The sequence below is a fragment of the Sphingomonas sp. genome (assembly GCF_003248515.1).
Classification (GTDB): Bacteria; Pseudomonadota; Alphaproteobacteria; order Sphingomonadales; family Sphingomonadaceae; genus Sphingomonas_I.
In genome coordinates this window covers 220,139-241,815 of the sequence record NZ_QFOB01000002.1, presented here as the reverse complement: position 1 = coordinate 241,815, position 21,677 = coordinate 220,139, and the positions used below count along the sequence as shown (strand labels likewise).

Genomic DNA, 21,677 nt, shown 5'->3' with positions numbered 1-21,677 from the left:
GCCACACCGTCTCTGCCCCCCATGTCGACTATCGGCGCATGATATCGGCTCGTCGCAGCGGAATTCCGGTCTATTTGCGGGCGATCCTTACGATATGTTAGGACCAGCGCGGGTAAAACGATGTTCGATGGCTGAGGCGGCTTCGGGAATCATGACGGCACGTACCGATTCCGGCGCCCCCATCGCCATGCCCGCGCTCGTATCGCCGCTGCGCGTGCATCTGCCATGGATGATCGCGAGCGCGATGGCGGCGTTCATCCTGATCCTGGGCCTGTATCTCGTCATCGCCACGCGCTTCACCGCCAGCGCGCAGATCGCCTTCGATGCCGGCGGCCGGACGATCCCGGCGACAAGGGTGCGCGATTATGCGCTCGCGCCCGAGCGGATCAACGCGCTGGTGGACCGGCTGGGGCTGACGGGTTCGCCGGCTGCGAACGGATGGTCTCCCACGCTGATGAGGACGGCTTCGCGCCAGAAGGCGATCGAGCAGATCTGGCGTGGCCTCCAGATCGAGCAGACCGACCTCACCAACGTCTTCCTGCTGCGCTATACGAGCGGTTCTCGGCGGACGGTGGCGCCGATCGTGAACGACATCGCCGAAACGATCGTCAGCGCGGGCGCGCCACCCTCGCCCGTCCATGCACGCATCATCATTCCCGCGACCGAACCCGTGGCACCCGATGGCTCGCTGCTGCTTCCGTTCGCGCTGGCCCTGCTCGGCGCCGGCCTCGCGGCGACAGGCACACTCTTCTGGCGAGAGTCGCGCCAGGATGGGCCGCGATCGCCCGCCACCGCCCGCAAGGCACTGGGCCTGCCGGTGGTCGGGCTGATCCCGACGGTGAGCGGCATCGCCGCCGGGGAGCGCGCGCCACTCACCGAGATGCCGGTTTCCGCCCAGCAATCCGAATATGCGCGGGCCTTCCGCCGGATGCTCGCCTCGGGCCAGCCCGCAGGGCGTGTCGTGGCGGTCTGCTCGGCGCTGGCGGCGGAAGGGAAATCGACCTTCACCATCTCTCTCGCGCGCACGGCCGCGCTGGCGGGGCGTCGCGTCGCCCTGATCGACTGCGACGGGCGCATCCGCGCGGCCAGCGCCGCGCTGGACGTGATGGGCAAGCCCGGCCTCGTCCAGGTGATGGATGGCGAGATCGGCCTGGAGGACGCGCTGATCGGGGATACGCGATCGAGCCTGATGATCCTCGGCCACAGCAGGGACGCCGCCGTCCGCAGCTTCTGGGCCAAGGATGCGATGGCGAGCCTGCGCGCGGTGACGGAGGCGCTGTCGCGCTCATACGATCTGGTGATGATCGATACGCCGCCCCTGCTGGCGCTGGTGGAGGCCCGCGACATAGCCAGCGTCGCCGATCAGGCGATCGTCGTGGCGCGCTGGCGCAAGACGCCCTTCGGGGCGCTGCGGCCCGCCATCGCCATGCTCGCCGAAAAGGGCGTCAGCGCATCGCTCGCCCTGAGCTTCGTGCGCCTCGCCGAGCCGGATCGCGGCCCGATCGTGCCCACGCCGCAGCGCCGCCGGCGCCCCGGCCACGCGCTGGTGCTTTCCTAGAGCCAAGGCCGTTTTCGAGCCGGCAGGTTGCATCGCCCACCTGCCTTCGCTCCGGCTCTAGGCCGCCAGTTCCTCGCCGGGCAGCACTTCCGTATCCACCTGCGCCTGCGCGAAGGCGGCATAGCGGGGGCCGCGCATCGCATTGAACGGAAAGAGCGCCGTGACGGCATCCAGCGCATCCCGCGGCACCAGCTTCGCAAGCGTCGCGACATCCTCCTCGAGGTGCGCGATATTCGTGGTGCCGGGCAGCGCGATGACATTCTCGTCCTGCGCCAGCACCCAGCCGAGTGCGAGTTGCGCGGGCGCGAGCCCGGCCTCGTCCGCGATCCGATCGAACGCATCGACCAGCTTCAGGTTTTCGGAAAGCTGCGGTTCCACGAAACGCGGCATCACACCACGAATATCGCCCTTCGCATAATCCGCGCTCCGGATCGCCCCAGCCAGAAGCCCGCGCACCACCGGCGAGAAAGCCACCATCGCCGTGCCCAGATCGCGGCAGGCATCCAGCACGCCGATCTCCACATTGCGGACGGCCGGGGAATATTCATTCTGGATCGCGGCGATCGGATGCACGGCGCTGGCCCGCCGGAGCGTGGCGGCGGACATCTCGCTGATGCCGATCGCGCCGATCTTGCCCGCCTCCCGGGCGCGCACGAGCGCACCCACCGAATCCTCGATCGGCACCTTGGGATCCAGCCGGTGGAGATAATAGAGATCGATATGATCGGTGCCGAGCCGCCGGAGCGCGCCTTCCAGCGTGGCCGCGATCGCCTCGGGCCGGCCATCCAGCCCGCGCTTGCCATCGAACAGGCCGAGCACGCATTTGCTGGCCAGCGTAAATTCGGAGCGCCGGTGCATCACCGCCCGGCCCACCAGCCTCTCATTCTCGCCATCGCCGTAGAGGGCGGCCGTATCCAGCATCGTCACGCCCAGATCCAGCGCGCGATTGAGCAGGCGCACCGCCTCCTCCTCCGGCGGAAAACCGCCATAAGCGTGGTTCAGGTTCATGCAGCCGAGGCTGACGGCGGAGACCTCGAAAGGCCCCATCTTGCGGGTGGGAAGCGTCATGAAACGGCCTTTAGGAGGGATTCGGGATCCGTGAAAACCGGCCGCCCGAAAATCGCGCGAACCGCCGAATTAGAGCGGCAAACCGACATAATTCTCCGCGATCGCGGTCTGCATCGCCCGCGACGACGCGACAGAGGACAGCTCGGTCACCTGCATCGCCCGGCGGAAATCATCCGTATCGGGGAGGCGATGCATCAGCACACGTGGGCGACCCACTGGATCGCTCCGCCCTCCATATCCGCGCCAGCGCCTTTCGGAATAACCCTCGCCCTCCCAGACCGGAGGAGGAGGCCCATCGGGAACCCTGCCGGGCCGGCGCCGATGATGGCGGCTCGGTCTTCACCTCACCGCGAACCGCCCAGTTGCTTCTCCAGATCGCCCAGCACGCGATAGCAGGGCATCACCTTGGCGACGCTGGAATTGGGCTCGCGCCCCTCGCGGATCGCGGCGATGAATTCGCGATCCTGCAACTCGATGCCGTTGTTGGAAATGGTCACGCCCGTGAGGTCCACCGGCTCCTCCTTGCCGGTCACCAGATCATCGTAGCGAGCGATCCAGGTGCCGTTGTCGCAGATATAGCGGAAGAAGGTGCCGAGCGGGCCATCATTGTTGAACGAGAGGCTGAGCGTGCAGATCGCGCCGCTTTCGGCCTTCAGCTGGATCGACATGTCCATGGCGATGCCCAGTTCGGGATGGATCGGCCCCTGCAACGCGTGCGCCTCCACGATCGGGCCGGCCTGATAGGCGAACAGATCCACGGTGTGGGCGGCATGATGCCAGAGCAGGTGATCCGTCCACGAACGCGGCTCGCCCTTGGCATTGATGTTCTTCCGGCGGAAGAAATAGGTCTGCACGTCCATCTGCTGGACGCTCGCCTCGCCCGCCACGATCCTGTTGTGGACATATTGGTGGCTGGGATTGAAGCGGCGCGTATGGCCGACCATGCAGACGAGGCCGGTCTGCTTCTGCAGTTCCAGCACGCGCTCGCCATCGGCCAGATTGTCGCAGAGCGGGATTTCCACCTCGACATGCTTGCCCGCTTCCATGCACTGGATGGCCTGCGCCGCGTGCATCTGGGTGGGGGTGGCGAGGATCACGGCATCGAGACCGGGCTGCTCCAGCGCCTCGGCCAGATCGGTGCAGGCGTGGCCGATGCCATATTTGGCGGCGACGGCCTGCGTCGGCGCCAGATCGCGGCCGACGACCGAGATCACCTCGACATCGTCGATCAGCTTCAGGGCATCGAGATGCTTTTCACCGAAGGCACCGGCACCGGCGAGGGCAATTTTCATCGTCATATTCTCCTCCCCTCCCGCATCGGGAAGGGCTGGGGGTGGATCTGCGCCGATCGGGGCACATGCCCGAACCAGCAATCTTTGCGGGGAGGTGGACCGCCCACCCCCGCCCCTCCCCCGCACGCGGGAGAGGAGAAACACGTCACGAAATCAGCTGCTGCGCTTCCTCGCTGTTCGCCTCGATCGCGCTGCTCGGCGGGACGCTGCCGTCCACGGGCTCCAGCACGAGATGGCCGACGGCGGTGTTGCTGGCGGGCACATGATAATGGCGATGCAACATCCGCGTTTCCCGGCCGAGCGCGCCGCGCATGATGAGCCACATCACCATCTCGATCCCTTCGGATCCGGTTTCGCGCAGATATTCGATATGGGGAATACGGCGGAGCGCGTCGCTCGATCCGATCATGCCATCGAGGAAGCGATTGTCCCATTCCCTGTTGATGAGGCCGGCGCGCTCGCCCTGAAGCTGGTGGCTCATGCCGCCCGTGCCCCAGACCTGCACGTTCAGATCCTCGTCGAAGCTCGCCACCGCGCGCGCGATCGCCTCGCCCAGCGCCCAGCAGCGATTGCCCGACGGCGGCGGATAGGTGACGACGTTCACGGCCAGCGGGATCACCCTGCACGGCCATTCCTCCGGCTTTCCGAACATCATCGAGAGCGGCACGGTAAGCCCGTGATCCACATCCATCTCATTGATGATCGTCATGTCGAATTCGTCGAGGATGCAGCTCTGCGCGATATGCCAGGCGAGATCCGGATGCCCCTTAACCACCGGCACGTTGCGCCGCCCCCAGCCCTCATCGGCGGGCTGGAATTCCTCCGCGCAGCCGATCGCGAAGGTGGGGATGATCTTCATGTCGAAGGCGGAGGCATGATCGTTATAGACGAGCACGATCACATCGGGCTTCGCCTGCTTCTCCCACTCCTTCGTCCATTCGTAACCGGCGAAGGCGGGGCGCCAATATTCCTCGGCGGTCTTGTCGAAATCGGAGGCGACGCCCAGCGCCGGAATGTGGCTGGAGGCGACGCCGGCGGTGATCCGTGCCATCAATATTTTCCCTTGATCGAGCGCACGCCTTCGGGCGAACGGCCGCCGGCGATCATCATCGCGGCATAATCTTCCAGGCTCATACCACTCATCGTGCTGACGGCCTGGAGGAAGCTCTTTCCGTCCGTCGAGAAGATCTTGGACAGGAAGTAGATGTTGCCGCCGAGATCCAGCAGCCGGGTATAATCCCGATCCAGCACGGCCTGCTTCTGTTCGGGCGTGAGTTTCCAGTCATCCAGATAGGCGCGCTCGTCCGCCTTCCAGCGCTCGCGATTTTCGGCCTTCATCAGGCTCATCGCGAACTGGTTGAGATGATAGCCCGCCCGCGCGCGCTTCGCGGTGAAGACGCGCGTGCCGGGAATATCATCGAATTCGGCGAGATATTCGTGAATGTCGGTCGGCTTCGTCATGCGGCGATGCTTTCGTTGGACGGCGCGCGCGGGCCGCCGTCTATGTCCTTTTCGATCACGCGACGGGCGCGCACGCCGCCACTGTCGATCGCATAGGCGCGCAGCTTCAGATCGGGATTGGCGAGGATCGAGCGCTGCTGCGCCTCGAGTATTTCGATATCCTCGTTGAAGACCCCGCCCTGCTGGCGCTTGAAGCGCGCGGTGAAGCCCTGATCGGCAATGTCGAAATTGCGCGCCATGCCCCAGAAATAATGGCAGCTCGTCTCCGTCTCCGGCGTCATGCTGTCGATCACGAAGCCGCGCACGCCCTGGGTATCATGATCCGCCAGCGTCGCGCCGGCGCCCTGCGGCGCCACGCCGACATCGATGATGACGGAGGACGGCGCCACGAAATGGCACACCTGCCAGCGATCGACAGGCCCGTCCTTCTTCAGCGCCCCGCGCCAGAAAGGCGGCGCATCGACGCCCGGCATCCAGCGGCTGACCGTCACCGCCTCGCCATCGCTGGCCGTCTCGATCGGCGCTTCCATCAGCTCCGGCTGGCCGATCGAGCCCGAATGGACATGCGTCTCATGCGTCAGATCCATCAGATTATCGATCAGCAGGCGATAATCGCAGCCGACGCGATCATGGCCGCCATCGAACGTCCAGCCCGGCGTGGAGCAGGGCCAGAAATCGGGGATCAGCGCGGGATCGGCCTTCGCCTTCTCACCCACCCAGATCCAAACGAAGCGATGCTTTTCGGCGATCGCATAGGTCTCCACGCAGATCGCCTTGTTGAGCTTCTCGGTCTTGAGCGGCATCTCTTCCGCCACGCCGTCCGCCCCCAGCTTCAGCCCGTGATAGCGGCACCGGATGCTGTCGCCCTCGCGAAGGCCCATCGACAAAGGCAGCAGCCGATGCGGGCAGGCATCGCGCATGCCGATCACCCGCCGGTCCAGCGTGCGATACAGCAGGATCGGCACGCCGCAGATCGTGCGCGCGAGGGGCGCACGATCCACCTCCGCATCCCAGGCCGCAACATACCAGCGGTTGGTCATCCAACTCGACATGGTTCTCTCTCCTCGCCCGCGCGCGCCCTAGAGGCCGCGCGCCTTCAGCTTCGCATCGAGGCGGGGGAAGACGCGCCGGGCATTGCCCTCGAAAATGGCGTGCCTTTCCGCATCGCTGATCGCCAGCGCATCGACGTAACGCTTGGTGTCATCGAAATAGAAGCCGGTGGTGGGATCGATGCCCCGCACCGCGCCGACCATCTCCGATCCGAACAGGATATTCTTGTTCTCGATCACGTCCGCCAGCAGATCTACGCCCGGCTGGTGATACACGCAGGTATCGAAGAAGACGTTGTTCATCAGGTGCGTCGCCAGATCCGGCTTCTTCAGCATGTCCGCCAGCCCGCGATAGCGGCCCCAATGATAGGGCACAGCACCGCCGCCATGCGGTATGATGAAGCGCAGGCTGGGGAAATCCTTGAACAGATCGCCTTCCAGCAGCTGCATGAAGGCGATGGTGTCCGCCGCGATATAATAGCCGCCCGTGGCGTGCATCGCCGGATTGCAGCTGCCCGAGACGTGGATCATCGCCGGCACGTCCAGCTCGACCATCTTTTCGTAGAAAGGATACCAGTAGCGATCCGTCAGCGGCGGATGGGTGAAGTGGCCACCGCCCGGATCGGGATTGAGATTGCAGCCGATGAAGCCCAGCTCCGTCACGCAGCGCTCCAGCTCCGCGATCGAATTGGCCATGTCCGCCTTCGGGCTCTGCGGCAGCATGCAGACGCCCACGAACGTTTCCGGAAACAGGGCGACGACGCGCGCGATCAGATCGTTGCAGCGGATCGCCCATTCCTTGGCGACGCCTTCATCCCCCACATGGGGCGCCATGGCCGAGGCACGGGGCGAGAAGATCGTGAGATCCGCGCCGCGCTCGTTGATGAGGCGCAGCTGATTGGCCTCGATCGTCTCGCGAATCTCGTCGTCCGAAATCTCCGGATAGGGCGGCGGCGTGGTGCCGGCCTTGAAAGCGGCCTTCTGCTCCTCGCGCCAGGCATCATGCCCCTTGGGCAGGACGGTGTAATGGCCGTGGCAGTCGATAATCAGCGTCATGCGGCTTTTTCCTGTTTTTCCTGCAGGATCGCGGCGATCTTCGCACCCAGCGATCCCTCTGCGTTCAAACCCATGGATCCGATCGCGCGCTGACGCTCCACCGTGCCGCGCGTCATCGCGGAGCCGGTGCCGAGCCCGTCGAGCGTCTTGACGACCTCCTCCATCTCCTCGGCGCGGCGGATCCCGTGGACCATCATCCGCTCCAGATTATAATCGGCCTTCTCCAGCCAGTCCGTGCCGGGCCAGCTCGCGTTGAGCGCGCCGAACACCTCCTCCGTCAGCCCGGCGCGATGCGCGGCCAGCACGCATTCGGCCGTGAGCGCCTCCAGCCCCTTCACCATCACCGAGCGGAGCATCTTGGTGGCGGAGGCGGCGCCGATCCCGCCCGGCAGGATGCGCAGCTTCGTGAAGCCCGCCGCCCGCAGCGCCGCCTCGCCCGCCGCGGCATGCGGCCCGCTCAGCAACAGCGGCACCGCGCGCCGCGCCGGATGGACGGGGGCCATCACCGCGACATCCACATAGCGGCCGCCCGCCGCATCGATCAGGGCGGCGGCGGCCCGCTTCGTATCGGGCGCGACGGAATTCATGTCGCAATAGAGCGCGCCGGGCGCGATCCGCGCGGAGCTTTCCCGCGCGGCGAGCAAGGCCTGATCCGCGGTGACAAGCGACAGGATCAGGGGCGTGGCGCCGACGGCATCCGCATTAGCGGCGCAAGGAATGGCGCCCTCCCGGCGATAATCGGCAAGCTTGGCCTCGCGCGTGGCGGCGATATCGGCCTTGCGATCATAAGCGCCGAACGAAAGCGGCATGCCGTTCGCAAAGGCCTGCGCGGCCTCGCCGAAACCGATGAAATTCAGATCCGACCTCTCCATGAGCGAAAGGGCTAGGGGCGCTCCGCTCTTCCGGCCAATCGAAAAGCCGCCGAGCTATTCGCTTTCCTGAAGTCTTGTTGCGCGTGCCGCCTCACGGAGCATTTCGATAAAGCGTTGCTGCACCCCCGTGGGGCGCCAGCCCTCGCGCGTCGTGATGCCGATCGGGCGCTCCCCGTGATGCAGAGGCGGCCCGATCTGGCACAACGCGCCGCTCTCCATTTCGATCGCCACCTGTTCGGGCGAGAGCAGGGTCAGCAGGTCGCTCTGGTGCAGCACCCCGCGTATCACCATGACCGATCCGCACTCGATCGGCGCCAGCGGCAGGGTCGCACCCGCGAACAGATCCTGCCAATGCTGGCGGAGCGGCGTATCGCCATGGCCGATGATCCAGCCGTAGCGCGCATAATCCGCAAGCGTGGGATCGGGGATTGCCGCCAGAGGATGCCCGGCGCGCGCCACCACGACGAGCCGATCCTCGAACAGATGATCCTGGCGCAATCCGGCCGGCGGCGGATCGCGCAACGCCCCCACCATCAGATCGATCGAGCCATCGCGCAGGGGATCGACCAGTTCGCGCCACGATCCCTCGCGCACGTCGATCGCCGCGCGCGACTCGGCACGAACCAGCGACGCGATCGCGGCCGGCAGCAGGAGCGCCCGCGAAAGCGGCATCGCGCCGATCGTGATGCCGCTGCCGATGCCCGGATCGGGCGAAATCTCTCCGATCGCCGCCCCGATCTCGGCCGCGGCGAGGCGTACGCCGCGCGCCAGCTTGCGCCCCGCGCTCGTGACGACGAGGCCGCGCCCCGATCGTTCGGCCAGCGGCACGCCGCACAATTGCTCCAGATCGCGCACCGCCCGGTGGAGCGCGGGCTGGGTGATGCCGGTGCGAATGGCGGCGCCCGCGAAGCTCCCCGCCTCGACTAGGCTCAGGAAGGCGTGAAGCTGGGTGGCCGTCATCAGCAGATCGGGCCGGGCGAAGCCCCGCCCGCCGCCGCGCAGGCCGCTGCGCGTCGCCTCCGCCAGATGATCCAGCGCCGCGCCCACGCGCTCCGCCATCAGCAGGCCCGACTGCGTGGGGCGTACGCCATCGGCACGGCGATCGAACAGGCTGGTTCCCAGCTGCCGCTCGATCTTGGCCAGGCCTTGCGTGAGCGCGGGCTGCGAAAGGTTCACGGCCTGCGCGGCCGCGCTCATGCTGCCGTGCGCGACGATCGCGGCAAGCGCCCGCAAATGGCGCAGGTTGAGATCGAAGGGCTTGAGCGACATCGAGCATGGACTTAGCAAAATCTTATAGGCGCGGTCCATTTGTGATTGGAGGATGGCGGCCCGCCGGGCCAATCCCCGGCACCAAAGCTCAGGGCCAAATCTCGAGGAGAGTGAGAATGGCGGGACGTGTCGTCCGCAATATCCAGCGCGCGCAAGCCGAGGTGATCGATGGCCTGGCCCATGCCGGCGTCGCCACGGTGCACGAGGCGCAGGGCCGCATCGGCCTGCTCGCGCCCTATATGCGCCCCATCTATCCCGGCGCGCGCATCGCGGGATCGGCCGTCACCATCTCATCGCCCCCCGGCGACAACTGGATGGTGCATGTCGCGATCGAGCAGCTTCAGGCCGGCGACATCCTCGTCCTGGCCCCGACCTCCCCCTGCTTCGACGGCTATTTCGGCGATCTCCTTGCCACGTCCGCGCAGGCACGGGGCTGTCGCGGCCTCATCATCGATGCCGGCGTGCGCGACGTGCGCGACCTGACCCAGATGAACTTCCCGGTCTGGTCGCGCGCCGTCTATGCGCAGGGCACGATCAAGGGCACATTGGGATCGGTCAACGTGCCGATCGTGTGCGCCAATGCCGCGATCGAGGCCGGCGACGTGATCGTGGCCGACGATGACGGCGTCTGCGTCGTCAAGCGCGCCGATGCCGACGATGTGCTGAAGAAGGCGCAGGCGCGCGAGGCGGCCGAGGAAGCCAAGCGCATCCGCCTGGCGGCGGGCGAACTGGGCCTCGACATCTACAACATGCGCCCCCGGCTGGAAGAAATGGGGCTCGTCTATGAGTGAGGCCATTCCCTGCATGTGGATGCGGGGAGGCACCTCGAAGGGCGGCTTCTTCCTCGCCTCCGATCTCCCGGCCGAAACGGAGGCGCGCGACGCCTTCCTGCTGCGCGCGATGGGATCGCCCGATCCACGCCAGATTGACGGCATGGGCGGCGCCGATCCGCTGACGTCCAAGGTCGCCGTGGTTTCGAAATCGGATCGGCCGGGCGTCGATGTCGACTATCTTTTCCTGCAGGTGTTCGTGGATCAGGCGATCGTCACGGACTCCCAGAATTGCGGGAACATGCTGGCCGGCGTCGGCCCCTTCGCGATCGAACGGGGCCTCGTGCCCGCAACGGGCGAGCAGACCAGGGTCGCGATCTTCATGGTCAATACCGGACAGGTCGCCGTCGCCACCTGCGAGACGCCGGGCGGCGTGCCGGCCTATGAAGGCACGGCCGCGATCGACGGCGTGCCCGGCACGGCCGCGCCGGTGCCGCTGGAATTTCGCGACACGGCCGGCTCCTCCTGCGGCGCGCTGCTCCCCACCGGCAACGCCGCCGACATGATCGAGGGCGTATCCTGCACGCTGATCGACAACGGCATGCCCTGCGTCGTCTTCAAGGCGAAGGATGTCGGCGCCACCGGCTATGAGGATCGGGACGTTCTGGACAACTGGACGTCGCTGAAGGCGCGGATCGAGGCGATCCGCCTGAAGGCCGGGCCGATGATGAACCTGGGCGACGTGAAGGACAAATCCGTGCCCAAGATGATGCTGGTGGCGCCACCGGCCCAGGGCGGCGCGGTGACGGTGCGCAGCTTCATTCCCCATCGCGCCCACGCCACGATCGGCGTGCTCGGCGCGGTGAGCGTGGCCACCGCCTGCCTCGTCAAGGGATCGCCCGCCGCCGATGTGGCGAAGATCCCGGACGGATCCACCAAGACGCTTTCAGTGGAACATCCCACGGGCGAGATGAGCTGCGTGCTCACGCTCGACGAAAAGGGGCAGGTGGCCACCGCCGCTTTGCTCCGCACCGCGCGCAAGCTGATGGACGGGACGATATTCGCATGAGCATGGACGACGTCATCGATTCCCGGGGCCGCGTCCGCAGCTGGACGCTGACGCCCTCGAAGCCTGCCTACGTGCCGCCCGCCGGCGCCGTGGACGCCCATTGCCACGTCTTCGGGCCGGCGGCGGATTTTCCGTTCAGCCCCAAGGCCAAATATCAGCCACAGGACGCGACGCCCGAAATGCTGTTCGCCCTGCGCGATCGGCTGGGCTTCGCGCGCAACGTGATCGTGCAGGCCAGCTGCCACGGCACGGACAATGCAGCGACGCTGAACGGCATCGCCCGATCGAACGGCCTTGCGCGCGGCGTGGCCGTCGTCGATCCGGCCATTTCGGACGAGGATCTGGATGCGCTGCATGCCGGCGGCGTTCGCGGCATCCGCTTCAACTTTCTCAAGCGCCTCGTCGACGATGCGCCCAAGGACAAGTTCCTCGCGGTGGCGCAACGCATCCGGCGGCTGGGCTGGCATGTCGTCATCTATTTCGAGGCGGATATCCTTGAGGAAATGAAGCCCTTCATCGCGGCCATCCCCGTGCCGGTGGTGATCGATCATATGGGCCGCCCCGACGTGACGCAGGGACCGGGCGGCGCGGACATGACCGCCTTCCGCGCGCTGATGGATAGCCGGGACGACATCTGGGTGAAGGTTACCTGCCCCGACCGCCTGGATCCGGCGGGTGCCCCCTATGATGATTTCGTGGCGGCCGTGCGCCCGCTGGTGGAAGCCTATCCGGATCGCGTCCTGTGGGGCACGGACTGGCCGCACCCCAATATGGAAACCCGCATCCCCGACGATGGCGGCCTGGTGGACGTGATCCCGAGGATCGCCGTGACCGAGAACTTGCAGCGCAAGCTGCTCGTCGACAATCCGATGCGGCTTTACTGGGCCGACTGAACCCCTGCCGGGCAATGCGCCTCGCGGCCATTGCCCGGCAGCTTCCAAACTTTCCCGGAGATCGCGCCTTGGCCGCGCGCCACCGGATCAGGCGAACAGCCGATCCGGCATGATCTGGTCCGGCCGCACGCCATAGGCGGCCAGCTCTTCCGGCCATGCCTCGCCAAACAGAAGCGCCTCGGTCGCCAGCGCCATGGCGGGCGCCGTCTGCAGGCCATAGCCGCCCTGCCCCGCCAGCCAGAAGAAGCCCGGCGCATCCGGCGCGAAGCCGGCCGTGGGCACCTTGTCCGCCGTGAAGGTGCGCAGGCCGGCCCACTTCGCCTTGATTCGCCCCACTTCCAGCGTGGTCGCCTCCTCCACGCGCCACGCCGCGAGCGCGATATCGAAATCCTCGGGCTGGGCGTCCGTGGGCTCGGTCGGCGTCACATCCATGGGCGAGGCGAGCAGCCGGCCCGCATCGGGCAGCATGTAAAACCCTTCGTCGCCGGCCGTCTTGGTGAAGGGCCAGGCGGATACATCCAGCCCTTCCGGCGGATCGAAGCCGATGATCGTGCGCCGCATCGGCTGGAGCCCGAGCGGGCGCACGCCGGCGGCGATCGCCACCTCGTCCGCCCAGGCGCCGGCGGCATCCACGATCGTGGCAGTGGAATAGGTTTCGCCCGCCGTATCGACGATCCAGCGCTCGCCCTCGCGTCGCAGGCCGATCGCGCCCGCCTCCGTCACCACCTCTCCTCCAGCCGCGCGCACCGCCTTCGCACAGGCCTGCAACAGAAGATCGCTGTCCAGCTTGCGCCCGCTCCGGTCCAGCAGCCCCTCGACGATGCCGCCCACCCCCGTCTTCAAAACGGGCACGATCTCCAGCATCTCGGCCGGGCTGACACGCGTGATCGTATCGGTGTAGCGCGTCATCTCGCTCTCCAGCGCGCGCAGCTCGCCGATCAGCTCCTCGGTGGCGATGAACATGGCCGGCTTGGCGAAGGAAAGTGGCCGCTCGACGAAGCCATCCGGCGGCGTCTCGAAGAAGGGTCGGCTCGCGGCCGTCATGCCGCGCACCGCCGCATCGCCGATGCCGAAATGGCTGAACGTCGCGCTGCGGCCGGACGAGTGATAGCCGAGCGCCCCCTCGCGCTCGATCACCACGGTCCGCGCGCGGCGGGCGAGGCGCATCGCCGCAGAAAGCCCGGCGATCCCGCCCCCGATCACGACGATATCGACCTGCCGCACCGCGCCCCCTTTCATCGGACCGGCCGCATCCACGCGGCGGGCTTGCCGGGGCTCGCGCGGGCCGCTAATCGAGGGGCTCCGGTCCACCCGACATTCCAACCGGGCGGGACGGAAATCAATCGCGGAATTTCGCCGGTTTCGCGGGTGTAGCTCAATGGTAGAGCAGAAGCTTCCCAAGCTTACGACGAGGGTTCGATTCCCTTCACCCGCTCCACCTCTGACGGGGGGCCGCTGGTTTCGCACGCGGAGGCGGCGTGATGCGTGTCCTGAAGGGCTTCTGGCGGCTGCTGGTCGGCATCAAGGATGCGCTGGTCCTCCTCCTGATGCTGCTGTTTTTCGCGATCCTGTTCGCGGCCCTTTCCGTTCGCCCCAACCCCGCTTTGCCGGGGGCAGGCGCGCTGGTGCTGAAACTGGACGGCGCGATCGTCGAACAGCCGGCCGACGCCGATCCGGTTGCGGTGCTTTCGGGCAATGGCCCCGCCACACGCGAATATCGGCTGCGCGACGTGATCCGCGCGCTGCGCGTGGCCGCCACCGATGCGCAGGTGAAGGCGGTGGTGCTCGATCTCGATCGCTTCACGGGCGGCGGACAGGCTGCGCTGGCGGAAACGGGCGAGGCGATTGATACGGTGCGCAGCGCCGGCAAGCCGGTGCTCGTCTATGCGACCGGCTATGCCGATGACGGCTACCAACTGGCGGCCCACGCCAGCGAAGTGTGGCTGAACCCGCTGGGCGCGATCTTCCTGAGCGGCCCCGGCGGCTCGCGCCTCTATTACAAGGGCCTGCTCGACAAGCTGGGCGTGACCGCGCACCTTTATCGTGTCGGTCGCTTCAAATCGGCGGGCGAGCCCTATATCCGCGCCGATCAATCGCCCGAGGCACGCGCGGCCAACCAGGCCCTGGCGGACAGCCTGTGGGCGCGCTGGGGCGAGGATGTCTCCAAGGCACGGCCCAAGGCACGGCTGGCGCCCTATATTTCCGATCCGGCCGGCGCGCTGGAGCGCGCGGGCAACGACACCGGCAAGGCAGCGCTGGACGCCGGGCTGGTCGATCGACTCGGGGACCGGATCGCCTTCGGCAAGCGCGTGGCGCAGCTGGCGGGCGCCCCGACCAGCGGCAAGTCCGGCGATTATCAGTCGCTTCCCCTCGATCGCTATCTGGCCGCGCACCCGGAAGCCGCCGCCGGACGTGTGGGCGTGGTGACGATCGCGGGCGAGATCGTGGATGGCGAGCGCGGGCCTGGCACGGCCGGCGGCGAGACGATCGCCCGGCTGCTGACCGACGAACTGGCGAAGAAGCGGATCAAGGCGCTCGTGGTGCGCGTCGACAGCCCCGGCGGATCGGTGACAGGATCGGAGCGGATTCGCAGCGCGATCCTGGAGGCCAAGGCGCAGGGCATCCCGATCGTGGTCTCGATGGGATCGGTCGCCGCGTCCGGCGGCTATTGGGTGTCGACGCCGGGCCAGGCCGTGTTCGCGGATCCCGCGACGATCACCGGATCGATCGGCGTTTTCGCGCTCATCCCCACTTTCGAGGGCACGCTCGCCAAGCTTGGCCTGACCGCGGATGGCGTGGCGACGACGCCGCTTTCCGGCCAACCGGACGTTTACAAGGGCACGTCCCCCACGATCGACCGGCTGATCCAGGGCAGCATCACCAGCACCTATGCCCGCTTCATGACGATCGTGGGCGCGGCACGGCACATGACGCCGGCCCATGTGGACGAGATCGGCCAGGGGCATGTGTGGGCCGGCGGCACGGCGCGGCAGCTGGGGCTGGTCGATCGCTTCGGCGGGCTGGATGACGCCATCGCCTTCGCCGCCACCGCCGCGAAGCTTTCCGGCGGGGATGCGCGGCCGCGCTGGATCGAGCGCGATCCCAATCCCTACAAGGCGCTTCTGCGCGACTGGGCGGAGCGCCGCCCCGATCGCGATACGGATGCCGTGACCGATCCGCTCGCCCGGATCGCGCGCGCGCCGCAGACGACGGCGCTGCGCGCGCTGGCCGATGCGGGATCGATCCTTTCCGGGCCCGTGGTGCAGGTGCGCTGCCTGGAATGCGGCGGCGCCGAATCCAGGGCCGAGCCCGCGACCGTGCGGGCGCTGTTGCCCGGCCTGCTCGCCCGGTTGGGGCACTAGGATATGCTTTCCCAGCACAGCCGCTACGCGCTGAAGGCGCTGCTCTATCTGGCATCGTGCGACGCGACCGCGCCGATGCCGATCGTGACGATCGCGACGGCCGCCAACGTGCCGCGCAAATTCCTCGAGGCGATCTTCGTGGATCTGAAGCGCAACGGCTTCGTCGTCAGCACGCGGGGGCCGCGCGGAGGCTATATGCTCACGCGCCCGCCCAGCGAGATCAGCTTCGGCGAGGTGATCCGATCGATCGAGGGGCCGCTGGCGCTGATCGGCTGCGCGAGCCAGAATTTCTACCGCCCATGCCGCGATTGCCCGGACGAGGCCGCCTGTGCGCTGCGCAGGGTGATGCTGGATGCGCGCGAACAGCTCGCCTCCGTGCTGGACAATCGCACGCTGGCGGATGCGGCGCGCGATCCCCATTGCGCCGGATCGATGCTGGAGCCGGCCGAATGAGGGCGCGGGCGACCGCGGCATACATATTTTGGTGACGGCCGGAGCCTAGCCTGAGCACCGCCTTCATCGAGGATCGATCTTGCGTCCCATCCTGCCACTGGAACTGCATCATAGCTGGCCCCTTTTCGAACAGGAGCAGCGCTTCGATCTGGGGCTGATGGATCGGACCGACGCATTCGAGCGCGCTTTTTCCCCGATCAGCCCGCTGGATCGCGATGCGGCGCAGCGCGACGGCATCGGGCAATGGTCCTGCGATCTCACCGACGACAACCGGCTCACCTGGTCCGGCACGATATTCGACATATTCGGCCTGCCGCGCGATGCCACGCCAACGCGCGAGGAAACCGTGGGCCTCTATGCCGAGGAATCGCGCGCGGCGATGGAGCGGCTGCGCGCTTATGCGATCCGCCACCGGCGCGGCTTCATCCTCGATGCGATGATAAACGGGGGAGACGGGCAGCGGCGCTGGATGCGGCTGATCGCCGCGCCCGTCTGCGCCGGCCCCCGCGTGACGGCGCTGCGGGGATTGAAGCTCGACGTTTCGGCCACCTATCGCTGAGCCGCCCTGCCCCCGCTTTCGCGGGAGCACGCCCCGCGCGGTTCAGGGCTTCACGAATTTGCGGAACGCGCTGTCCGCATTCCAGGCCGGGCGCTTCGGCGTGTTCGCCACGCGCAGCGCCATTTCCGCCACGAAATCGTTGAGCTTCACCGCCTCTTCCTTCTCGACCGGCTGATCCACATCGTCGGAAGGCGAATGATAGCGGACGGCGCGCCATTCCTTCTCGATCGCCTCTTCCGGCGTGCCGCGCGCGAAGCCGAACTTGAAGGCGACGGACGGGATGCCGACGCGGATGAAGCTGAACTGGTCGGAACGGGTGAAGCTGTTGCGATCGGGCAGCGGATCGGGCGTGAGCGGCAGGCCCTGCGCCATGCTGACGGCCTTGGCCACCTCACCCAGGCTGCTTTCCTCCGCGCCCAGCACGATCACATTCTTCAGCGGCCAGAGCGGCAGCGGCATATCGAAATTCAGATCGGCGACGATCGCCTGCTTCGGCACCGTGGGGTGCGCGGCGAAATAGCGCGAGCCGAGCAACCCCTTCTCCTCGGCCGTCACGAACACGAACAGGATCGATCGTTTCGGCTTCGCGCCATCCGCCTTCAGCTTGGCCGCGATCTCCAGCACGGTAGCGACGCCCGAGGCATCGTCCATGGCGCCGTTATAGATCGTGTCGCCCTTGATCGGCTCGCCCACGCCCAACCCGTCAAGATGGGCCGAGACGACGACATATTCATCCTCCAGCCCTGGATCGCTGCCGGGCATCTTCGCCACGATATTGGGTGAGGTCACCTCGCGCCGCTCGCTCGCCACCTTCACCTTCAGGCGCTGGGCGAGATCGAAGCCCTTCACCGGCTTCGATGCGTCGGCGAGCGTGCCCACCTCCTCGAACGTGTGGCCGGAACCCTTGAACAGCAGTTCCGACTGGGCGGTATCGAACATGGCCGAGAAGAAGCGCGTCTTGATATCGCGCATCCCCCCATCCGCCAGGAACATGGCCGGCTGGGACGAAATGCCCATGCGGCGCGCCCACGGAATCTCGATCTGCTTGGGCGGCGTGAGGGCGAGGATGCCGACGGCGCCCTTTTCCGCCAGATATTTGGTCCGTTCCGAACGCGCATTGGATTTGAGCGCACCGGATATGGTGGAAGGGCCGCCCGCGATGACGACGACGATCTTGCCCTTCACATCCAGCCCGGCGAAGTCATCATAGCCGGCCTCCGGAATGCGCAGGCCATATCCCGCGAACACCATCGGCGCGTCGATCATATCCGGTGCGGGGCCGCCACCGCCCGAGATGATCATCGCATCCGGCACCTTCAGCGGCACCGAGCCGCCCGGCCCTTCCAGCGAAGCCTGCGTGAGCGGCCCCAGGATGCGCTGCTCGGTGAAGCCCACCGGCTGGAAGAAGCCGTCCACGCCCGCCGGCTGCAGCCCCATCGCCTTCAGGCGGCCGATCACATAATCGGCCGCGCGCAGATGATCTGGCGTTCCGGTGAGCCGCCCCTTCATGTCATCGGCGGCGATCGCCTGCACATGCGCCCACCATTGTTCCCCGCGCGTCGCCGCGGCCGACGAGGCGACAGGAGCGGTGGCGGCGAGCAGCGAAACGGCGGTGGCGAGCAGACGGCGCATGGGATCTCCCGGATCGGTTCGTCGCACGATGGCCGAGTGCCGCGCGCAAGAAAAGGGCCGCGCGCGATCGCGCAGGAAAGCGGCGCGCCAACACGCCGGCGATGCGGCCCGAGGCGGAAAAAAGCCGCTCATTCCCGCCTGTCTCCGGATCCCGGCATGCGCCTGGCCAGCCCCGCATTCGGGCCGGATGGCGTGCCTTTGCGCGCCGAACGGACGGCTGGATGCGACGCACGGGCGGCGGGACTCTTGCACAGCGACTCGCGATGGATTCCAATGGGGCATGAGTTGGGAGACGCCGTGAGAGGATCTCTGCTGGCGGCCATCGCCGCCGTGATGCTGACCGTTCCCGCCAATGGCGGTGCCGCCGCGACCGAACAGGTGCGGCTCGATCCCCCCTCGCTCGCCCGCAAGAATCCCACCTTGGCGATGCTGCAGACCAAGCTGGACGCCGAGGCCCGCAGCGGATCCGCACGCGTCGGCCTCGCCGCGATCGACATGACGACGGGGGATATGGTCTCCGTGAACGGTGACCAGCATTTCCCGATGGCCAGCACGGTGAAGGTGGCGATCGCCGCCGCCTTTCTCCACGGCGTGCAACGAGGCAAACTCTCGCTGGATGCCACCTATCGCCTGCCGACGGACCAGCGGAAGATGGCGAGCGGCATCGGCAATATGCGCGCGCCGCAACGGGCGCTTTCCGGCGCGCAGGCGCTGGACGAGATGCTGACGCGCAGCGACAATACCTCCGCCGACATATTGCTCGCCGCGATCGGCGGAACGGACGCGCTGGGCCGCTGGCTCACCACGGCCGGCATCAGCGGCCAGCGCGTCGACCGGTCCATCGCCGAACTGCTGCGCGATCATGAGACGAAGAAGCGCATCCGCGTCGGCCACGGCAAGAAGCGGCACTGGATCACCGTATCCGTGCCGCGTGCCGCGCCCGTGGGCGATCGACGGGACAGTTCCACGCCGGAGGCGATGGCGGCCCTGCTCGCCAAGCTGCGCAACGGCGAGCTGCTGGACAAAGAACGCACGCTCTATCTGTTCGAGGTGATGGCGCGCTGCCGCACGGGATCGGGGCGGATACGCGGCCTGCTGCCGGCGGGAACGCCCGTCGCGCACAAGACCGGCACGATGAACGGCATTACCGACGATGTCGGCATCGTCGGCCTGCCCAACGGCCACGAACTGGCGGTCGCCATCTTCGAGACGGGCGCGGGCGGCGCGCGCGCGCACGATCGCAAGATCGCCCAGCTTTCGCGCATCCTCTACGATCATTTCGGCTCGTCACGCCCCATCGAGGCGGCGGCGGGCGACACCGAGGAGCGCAGCGCGGTCCGGTAAAGCGCGGGGCGATCCGCCCAGACGTCGCTTTCACCAAGATGCGAGAGAGGTTCGCATATGGCGCGCGCCCCGACCTCGACGGTTTGCCCCGTCGTCACTGCACGAAAGTGGGCGTGTAAGCGCAGGCGATGACGAACCGGATCTTCACGGCACCGGCTATCGCGCGACGGACATAGCCTCCGCCTTCATCATCCCGACCGGACACAGCGCGATCGGCTTTCGCCTCTTCATGGACATGGATTGCGCGGGCGCCTTCACGGTCCGCGATTTCAGCCACGCTTCGCTGTTCCATCTCGGCGAGCACCTCCGCCTCGGGCGTCTATCGGACGGCGGCCGTGGTGCCGGAACCGGCGACATGGGCGATGTTCATCGGCGGCTTCGGGCTGGTCGGCGCGACGATGCGACGGCGCAGGCCGACCGTGCGTTTCGCCTATCGGAACGCGCGCCGGTCAAAGTCCAGTCAAAAATGACATCAGCATGTTGACCGCCCGCGCGAGCAATGGCGCTGAGGCCAATTCGAAAGATGGCAGGCCATTCAATATCTTGGACGCCCCTAGGCTATAAACCATTTTATTCCAATCTCTTGGCGAATACATGACCCGTCATGCCGAAACCTTCGCGCGCGAAGAACTTATGTGCCCGCTCGTTGTGCAGCCCGCTTTCGAGAAAAAGCCATTCGATCCCACGTTCATTTATGTGCTGCTCGACTCTCTGTATCATTTCACGACCGATGCCACCCGAACGACTATCCGGTGAGACGACCATATCCTCGAGAACGGCGAACCGCCGCCGCGTGGACTGCTCCCACGCAACGATCGCCACGCCGACGATGACGCCGACAGCGTCCCGCGCCACCAGCAGATCGCGATCATCGCCAAGCGAGGAAAAATCCTCCGCATAAAGAGCCGGCAAGTCCGGAAACCAGGTCTTGCCGTCGGGGCTGAGCCCCGTCTGAATTTCACCGTGGCTGATATAGGCCGGGTCCCGCCCAATCATCGCCGCCGCGAAGGCGGCGGCCTCAGCAGCTACAGCTGGAGTTTTGTCCCATGCGAAGGACGTTTCGGTCGGCATAATTTCCCCACAATCATTTAGATTCAAACGAAGGAGCGGACTCCATATCGTCGGATATCACGGCCGACGCCCGATCAAGCGACACATCGTTATCGATGAATACTCCTTGATAATATTTTGAACATCTAAGTATGTAATTATAAGTTTCATCGTTATAATATTCTACAATGTAATCTTTGAATTTCTCTGACGCAATTTCATCAGGTTTTCTTAAATTATTCAGCGGATTTATTATGCGATGACAATAAAACGTCAAATCAGCATACATAATTTCGTCGATTTTTGCAGATCTAAGATCAGTAACAGTTTGTTGAATAAATGATAAAAATGAATCGAAACACGTTCTATACGTGTATGGTATAGGATCGGTCCATCCGTCATTCTTTATAACAGAAATGGATTCGACGAATACGCTCCATTCTATATTGAGTATTTTTGACGAGTGGTGATTCCCCGATTTATCTTCCTCGAAGAATATTTGCAGATCCTTCGGGATCAGGGCGGGACCATCTCGCCAATCGAGAACCCGGTAAATCAGGGAAACCTTTTCGTCATTCGCCATATCCGATAGGAGCTTCCGGACGAATTCGGATCGCCGCCATGTCATTTCCTCATTGTGACGCTCGGCAGCTTGCTCGATCTGCAAACTCGCATTTCTTATCTGACGGTTGGCGTAATAGAATCCGGCCACTGTCACCCCAGCCGTTAGCAATGATCCTACAAATGACGGTGTTGCGAAAAGACTGGCCATCCATCGATATGCAACCGTCGCTATCGATACACCCAACTCCATCTTTATCCCCCTGCAGATCGCCCCACCAACGGAATAGCGCATAAGCAGCCACCGCAGAACGCCCTCTATTCTGAAATTTTATTTCATCGAGGGTACTGCCCGCTAT

The 21,677-nt window shown here is 66.0% G+C and carries 22 protein-coding genes, 1 tRNA gene and 1 pseudogene; 10 read left to right on the top strand and 14 right to left on the bottom strand.

The window, feature by feature from the left end:
• Positions 1 to 151: 151 nt before the first annotated feature.
• The gene (locus DI605_RS04355) at positions 152 to 1,558 is read left to right on the top strand and encodes a CpsD/CapB family tyrosine-protein kinase (RefSeq protein WP_293969590.1); all 1,407 of its coding nucleotides are present in this window, start codon (positions 152 to 154) and stop codon (positions 1,556 to 1,558) included.
• Between the two features lie 57 nt (positions 1,559 to 1,615).
• Here DI605_RS04355 and DI605_RS04350 read toward each other — a convergent pair whose 3' ends face one another.
• The 9 genes and pseudogenes from DI605_RS04350 to DI605_RS04310 all read right to left on the bottom strand — a co-directional run bounded on the left by DI605_RS04350 (position 1,616) and on the right by DI605_RS04310 (position 9,625).
• Positions 1,616 to 2,626 (bottom strand): aldo/keto reductase, encoded by a 1,011-nt coding sequence (locus tag DI605_RS04350; protein WP_293969587.1) that lies wholly within the window; start codon positions 2,624 to 2,626, stop codon positions 1,616 to 1,618.
• Positions 2,627 to 2,695: 69 nt separating this feature from the next.
• A pseudogene (locus DI605_RS04345) lies at positions 2,696 to 2,879 on the bottom strand (4-hydroxybenzoate 3-monooxygenase); the annotation flags it as partial.
• A 91-nt stretch (positions 2,880 to 2,970) separates the two neighbouring features.
• The gene (locus DI605_RS04340) at positions 2,971 to 3,918 is read right to left on the bottom strand and encodes a Gfo/Idh/MocA family oxidoreductase (RefSeq protein ID WP_293970164.1); all 948 of its coding nucleotides are present in this window, start codon (positions 3,916 to 3,918) and stop codon (positions 2,971 to 2,973) included.
• A 145-nt stretch (positions 3,919 to 4,063) separates the two neighbouring features.
• Positions 4,064 to 4,969, bottom strand: coding sequence for a class III extradiol dioxygenase subunit beta (locus DI605_RS04335; RefSeq protein ID WP_293969584.1), 906 nt, complete (start codon positions 4,967 to 4,969; stop codon positions 4,064 to 4,066).
• Complete coding sequence (ligA, locus tag DI605_RS04330; protein ID WP_293969581.1) at positions 4,969 to 5,379, bottom strand: protocatechuate 4,5-dioxygenase subunit alpha; 411 nt, start codon at positions 5,377 to 5,379, stop codon at positions 4,969 to 4,971. Before ligA ends, DI605_RS04335 begins: the two co-directional genes overlap by 1 nt.
• Positions 5,376 to 6,431: an aromatic ring-hydroxylating dioxygenase subunit alpha gene (locus tag DI605_RS04325; RefSeq protein WP_293969578.1), complete on the bottom strand. Its 1,056-nt coding sequence runs from the start codon at positions 6,429 to 6,431 to the stop codon at positions 5,376 to 5,378. Before DI605_RS04325 ends, ligA begins: the two co-directional genes overlap by 4 nt.
• A gap of 27 nt (positions 6,432 to 6,458) precedes the next feature.
• Positions 6,459 to 7,484, bottom strand: coding sequence for an amidohydrolase family protein (locus DI605_RS04320; protein ID WP_293969576.1), 1,026 nt, complete (start codon positions 7,482 to 7,484; stop codon positions 6,459 to 6,461).
• Positions 7,481 to 8,356, bottom strand: a complete 876-nt coding sequence (locus DI605_RS04315) for an NAD(P)-dependent oxidoreductase (RefSeq protein ID WP_293969574.1) — start codon at positions 8,354 to 8,356, stop codon at positions 7,481 to 7,483. The genes DI605_RS04320 and DI605_RS04315 overlap by 4 nt, the downstream gene beginning before the upstream one ends.
• Positions 8,357 to 8,410: 54 nt before the next feature.
• Complete coding sequence (locus DI605_RS04310) at positions 8,411 to 9,625, bottom strand: LysR family transcriptional regulator (protein ID WP_293969571.1); 1,215 nt, start codon at positions 9,623 to 9,625, stop codon at positions 8,411 to 8,413.
• Between the two features lie 116 nt (positions 9,626 to 9,741).
• Here DI605_RS04310 and ligK point away from each other — a divergent pair, with 116 nt between their 5' ends.
• From ligK to DI605_RS04295, 3 genes are read left to right on the top strand one after another with little or no spacing between them, the layout of a single operon-like run.
• Positions 9,742 to 10,416, top strand: coding sequence for a 4-carboxy-4-hydroxy-2-oxoadipate aldolase/oxaloacetate decarboxylase (gene ligK / locus DI605_RS04305; RefSeq protein ID WP_293969568.1), 675 nt, complete (start codon positions 9,742 to 9,744; stop codon positions 10,414 to 10,416).
• Positions 10,409 to 11,464 (top strand): 4-oxalomesaconate tautomerase, encoded by a 1,056-nt coding sequence (locus DI605_RS04300; RefSeq protein ID WP_293969565.1) that lies wholly within the window; start codon positions 10,409 to 10,411, stop codon positions 11,462 to 11,464. Before ligK ends, DI605_RS04300 begins: the two co-directional genes overlap by 8 nt.
• Complete coding sequence (locus DI605_RS04295; RefSeq protein WP_293969562.1) at positions 11,461 to 12,357, top strand: amidohydrolase; 897 nt, start codon at positions 11,461 to 11,463, stop codon at positions 12,355 to 12,357. Before DI605_RS04300 ends, DI605_RS04295 begins: the two co-directional genes overlap by 4 nt.
• An 87-nt stretch (positions 12,358 to 12,444) precedes the next feature.
• Here DI605_RS04295 and DI605_RS04290 read toward each other — a convergent pair whose 3' ends face one another.
• Positions 12,445 to 13,581, bottom strand: a complete 1,137-nt coding sequence (locus DI605_RS04290) for an FAD-binding oxidoreductase (RefSeq protein ID WP_293969559.1) — start codon at positions 13,579 to 13,581, stop codon at positions 12,445 to 12,447.
• 140 nt (positions 13,582 to 13,721) lie between these two features.
• On the opposite strand from DI605_RS04290, the gene DI605_RS04285 reads away from it, so the two are divergent.
• From DI605_RS04285 to DI605_RS04270, 4 genes are all read left to right on the top strand, one after another.
• Positions 13,722 to 13,795 (top strand) — tRNA-Gly (locus tag DI605_RS04285).
• A gap of 43 nt (positions 13,796 to 13,838) precedes the next feature.
• Complete coding sequence (gene sppA, locus DI605_RS04280) at positions 13,839 to 15,719, top strand: signal peptide peptidase SppA (protein WP_293969556.1); 1,881 nt, start codon at positions 13,839 to 13,841, stop codon at positions 15,717 to 15,719.
• 3 nt (positions 15,720 to 15,722) lie between these two features.
• Complete coding sequence (locus DI605_RS04275; protein WP_293969553.1) at positions 15,723 to 16,172, top strand: Rrf2 family transcriptional regulator; 450 nt, start codon at positions 15,723 to 15,725, stop codon at positions 16,170 to 16,172.
• A 79-nt stretch (positions 16,173 to 16,251) separates the two neighbouring features.
• Positions 16,252 to 16,731, top strand: a complete 480-nt coding sequence (locus tag DI605_RS04270; RefSeq protein WP_293969550.1) for a hypothetical protein — start codon at positions 16,252 to 16,254, stop codon at positions 16,729 to 16,731.
• A 42-nt stretch (positions 16,732 to 16,773) separates the two neighbouring features.
• Here DI605_RS04270 and DI605_RS04265 read toward each other — a convergent pair whose 3' ends face one another.
• The gene (locus DI605_RS04265; RefSeq protein WP_293969547.1) at positions 16,774 to 18,363 is read right to left on the bottom strand and encodes a M28 family metallopeptidase; all 1,590 of its coding nucleotides are present in this window, start codon (positions 18,361 to 18,363) and stop codon (positions 16,774 to 16,776) included.
• A 297-nt stretch (positions 18,364 to 18,660) separates the two neighbouring features.
• Between DI605_RS04265 and bla the strand changes: the two genes are divergently transcribed.
• Positions 18,661 to 19,707, top strand: coding sequence for a class A beta-lactamase (gene bla / locus DI605_RS04260; RefSeq protein ID WP_293969544.1), 1,047 nt, complete (start codon positions 18,661 to 18,663; stop codon positions 19,705 to 19,707).
• Positions 19,708 to 19,801: 94 nt separating this feature from the next.
• Here bla and DI605_RS04255 read toward each other — a convergent pair whose 3' ends face one another.
• Positions 19,802 to 20,011, bottom strand: a complete 210-nt coding sequence (locus tag DI605_RS04255; RefSeq protein WP_293969541.1) for a hypothetical protein — start codon at positions 20,009 to 20,011, stop codon at positions 19,802 to 19,804.
• Positions 20,012 to 20,042: 31 nt separating this feature from the next.
• On the opposite strand from DI605_RS04255, the gene DI605_RS04250 reads away from it, so the two are divergent.
• Complete coding sequence (locus DI605_RS04250) at positions 20,043 to 20,177, top strand: PEPxxWA-CTERM sorting domain-containing protein (RefSeq protein WP_367120027.1); 135 nt, start codon at positions 20,043 to 20,045, stop codon at positions 20,175 to 20,177.
• 100 nt (positions 20,178 to 20,277) lie between these two features.
• Here the strand turns inward: DI605_RS04250 and DI605_RS04245 are convergent, their stop codons facing one another.
• Both DI605_RS04245 and DI605_RS04240 read right to left on the bottom strand, forming a co-directional pair.
• Positions 20,278 to 20,778, bottom strand: a complete 501-nt coding sequence (locus DI605_RS04245; RefSeq protein WP_293969536.1) for an N-acetyltransferase — start codon at positions 20,776 to 20,778, stop codon at positions 20,278 to 20,280.
• Between the two features lie 13 nt (positions 20,779 to 20,791).
• On the bottom strand, positions 20,792 to 21,571 hold the full coding sequence (locus DI605_RS04240) for a hypothetical protein (protein ID WP_293969533.1): 780 nt from the start codon (positions 21,569 to 21,571) through the stop codon (positions 20,792 to 20,794).
• Between the last annotated feature and the right edge of the window lie 106 nt (positions 21,572 to 21,677).

What these genes read in the sequence shown, in the direction of transcription:
- DI605_RS04350 (WP_293969587.1), bottom strand. Translation starts at nt 2,626, where the DNA reads ATGACGCTTCCCACCCGCAAGATGGGGCCTTTCGAGGTCTCCGCCGTC.
- DI605_RS04265 (WP_293969547.1), bottom strand. Translation starts at nt 18,363, where the DNA reads ATGCGCCGTCTGCTCGCCACCGCCGTTTCGCTGCTCGCCGCCACCGCT.
- sppA (WP_293969556.1), top strand. Translation starts at nt 13,839, where the DNA reads ATGCGTGTCCTGAAGGGCTTCTGGCGGCTGCTGGTCGGCATCAAGGAT.
- DI605_RS04300 (WP_293969565.1), top strand. Translation starts at nt 10,409, where the DNA reads ATGAGTGAGGCCATTCCCTGCATGTGGATGCGGGGAGGCACCTCGAAG.
- DI605_RS04335 (WP_293969584.1), bottom strand. Translation starts at nt 4,969, where the DNA reads ATGGCACGGATCACCGCCGGCGTCGCCTCCAGCCACATTCCGGCGCTG.
- DI605_RS04315 (WP_293969574.1), bottom strand. Translation starts at nt 8,356, where the DNA reads ATGGAGAGGTCGGATCTGAATTTCATCGGTTTCGGCGAGGCCGCGCAG.
- DI605_RS04320 (WP_293969576.1), bottom strand. Translation starts at nt 7,484, where the DNA reads ATGACGCTGATTATCGACTGCCACGGCCATTACACCGTCCTGCCCAAG.
- ligK (WP_293969568.1), top strand. Translation starts at nt 9,742, where the DNA reads ATGGCGGGACGTGTCGTCCGCAATATCCAGCGCGCGCAAGCCGAGGTG.
- DI605_RS04295 (WP_293969562.1), top strand. Translation starts at nt 11,461, where the DNA reads ATGAGCATGGACGACGTCATCGATTCCCGGGGCCGCGTCCGCAGCTGG.
- DI605_RS04355 (WP_293969590.1), top strand. Translation starts at nt 152, where the DNA reads ATGACGGCACGTACCGATTCCGGCGCCCCCATCGCCATGCCCGCGCTC.
- ligA (WP_293969581.1), bottom strand. Translation starts at nt 5,379, where the DNA reads ATGACGAAGCCGACCGACATTCACGAATATCTCGCCGAATTCGATGAT.
- DI605_RS04240 (WP_293969533.1), bottom strand. Translation starts at nt 21,571, where the DNA reads ATGGAGTTGGGTGTATCGATAGCGACGGTTGCATATCGATGGATGGCC.
- DI605_RS04325 (WP_293969578.1), bottom strand. Translation starts at nt 6,431, where the DNA reads ATGTCGAGTTGGATGACCAACCGCTGGTATGTTGCGGCCTGGGATGCG.
- DI605_RS04310 (WP_293969571.1), bottom strand. Translation starts at nt 9,625, where the DNA reads ATGTCGCTCAAGCCCTTCGATCTCAACCTGCGCCATTTGCGGGCGCTT.
- DI605_RS04340 (WP_293970164.1), bottom strand. Translation starts at nt 3,918, where the DNA reads ATGAAAATTGCCCTCGCCGGTGCCGGTGCCTTCGGTGAAAAGCATCTC.
- DI605_RS04275 (WP_293969553.1), top strand. Translation starts at nt 15,723, where the DNA reads ATGCTTTCCCAGCACAGCCGCTACGCGCTGAAGGCGCTGCTCTATCTG.
- DI605_RS04245 (WP_293969536.1), bottom strand. Translation starts at nt 20,778, where the DNA reads ATGCCGACCGAAACGTCCTTCGCATGGGACAAAACTCCAGCTGTAGCT.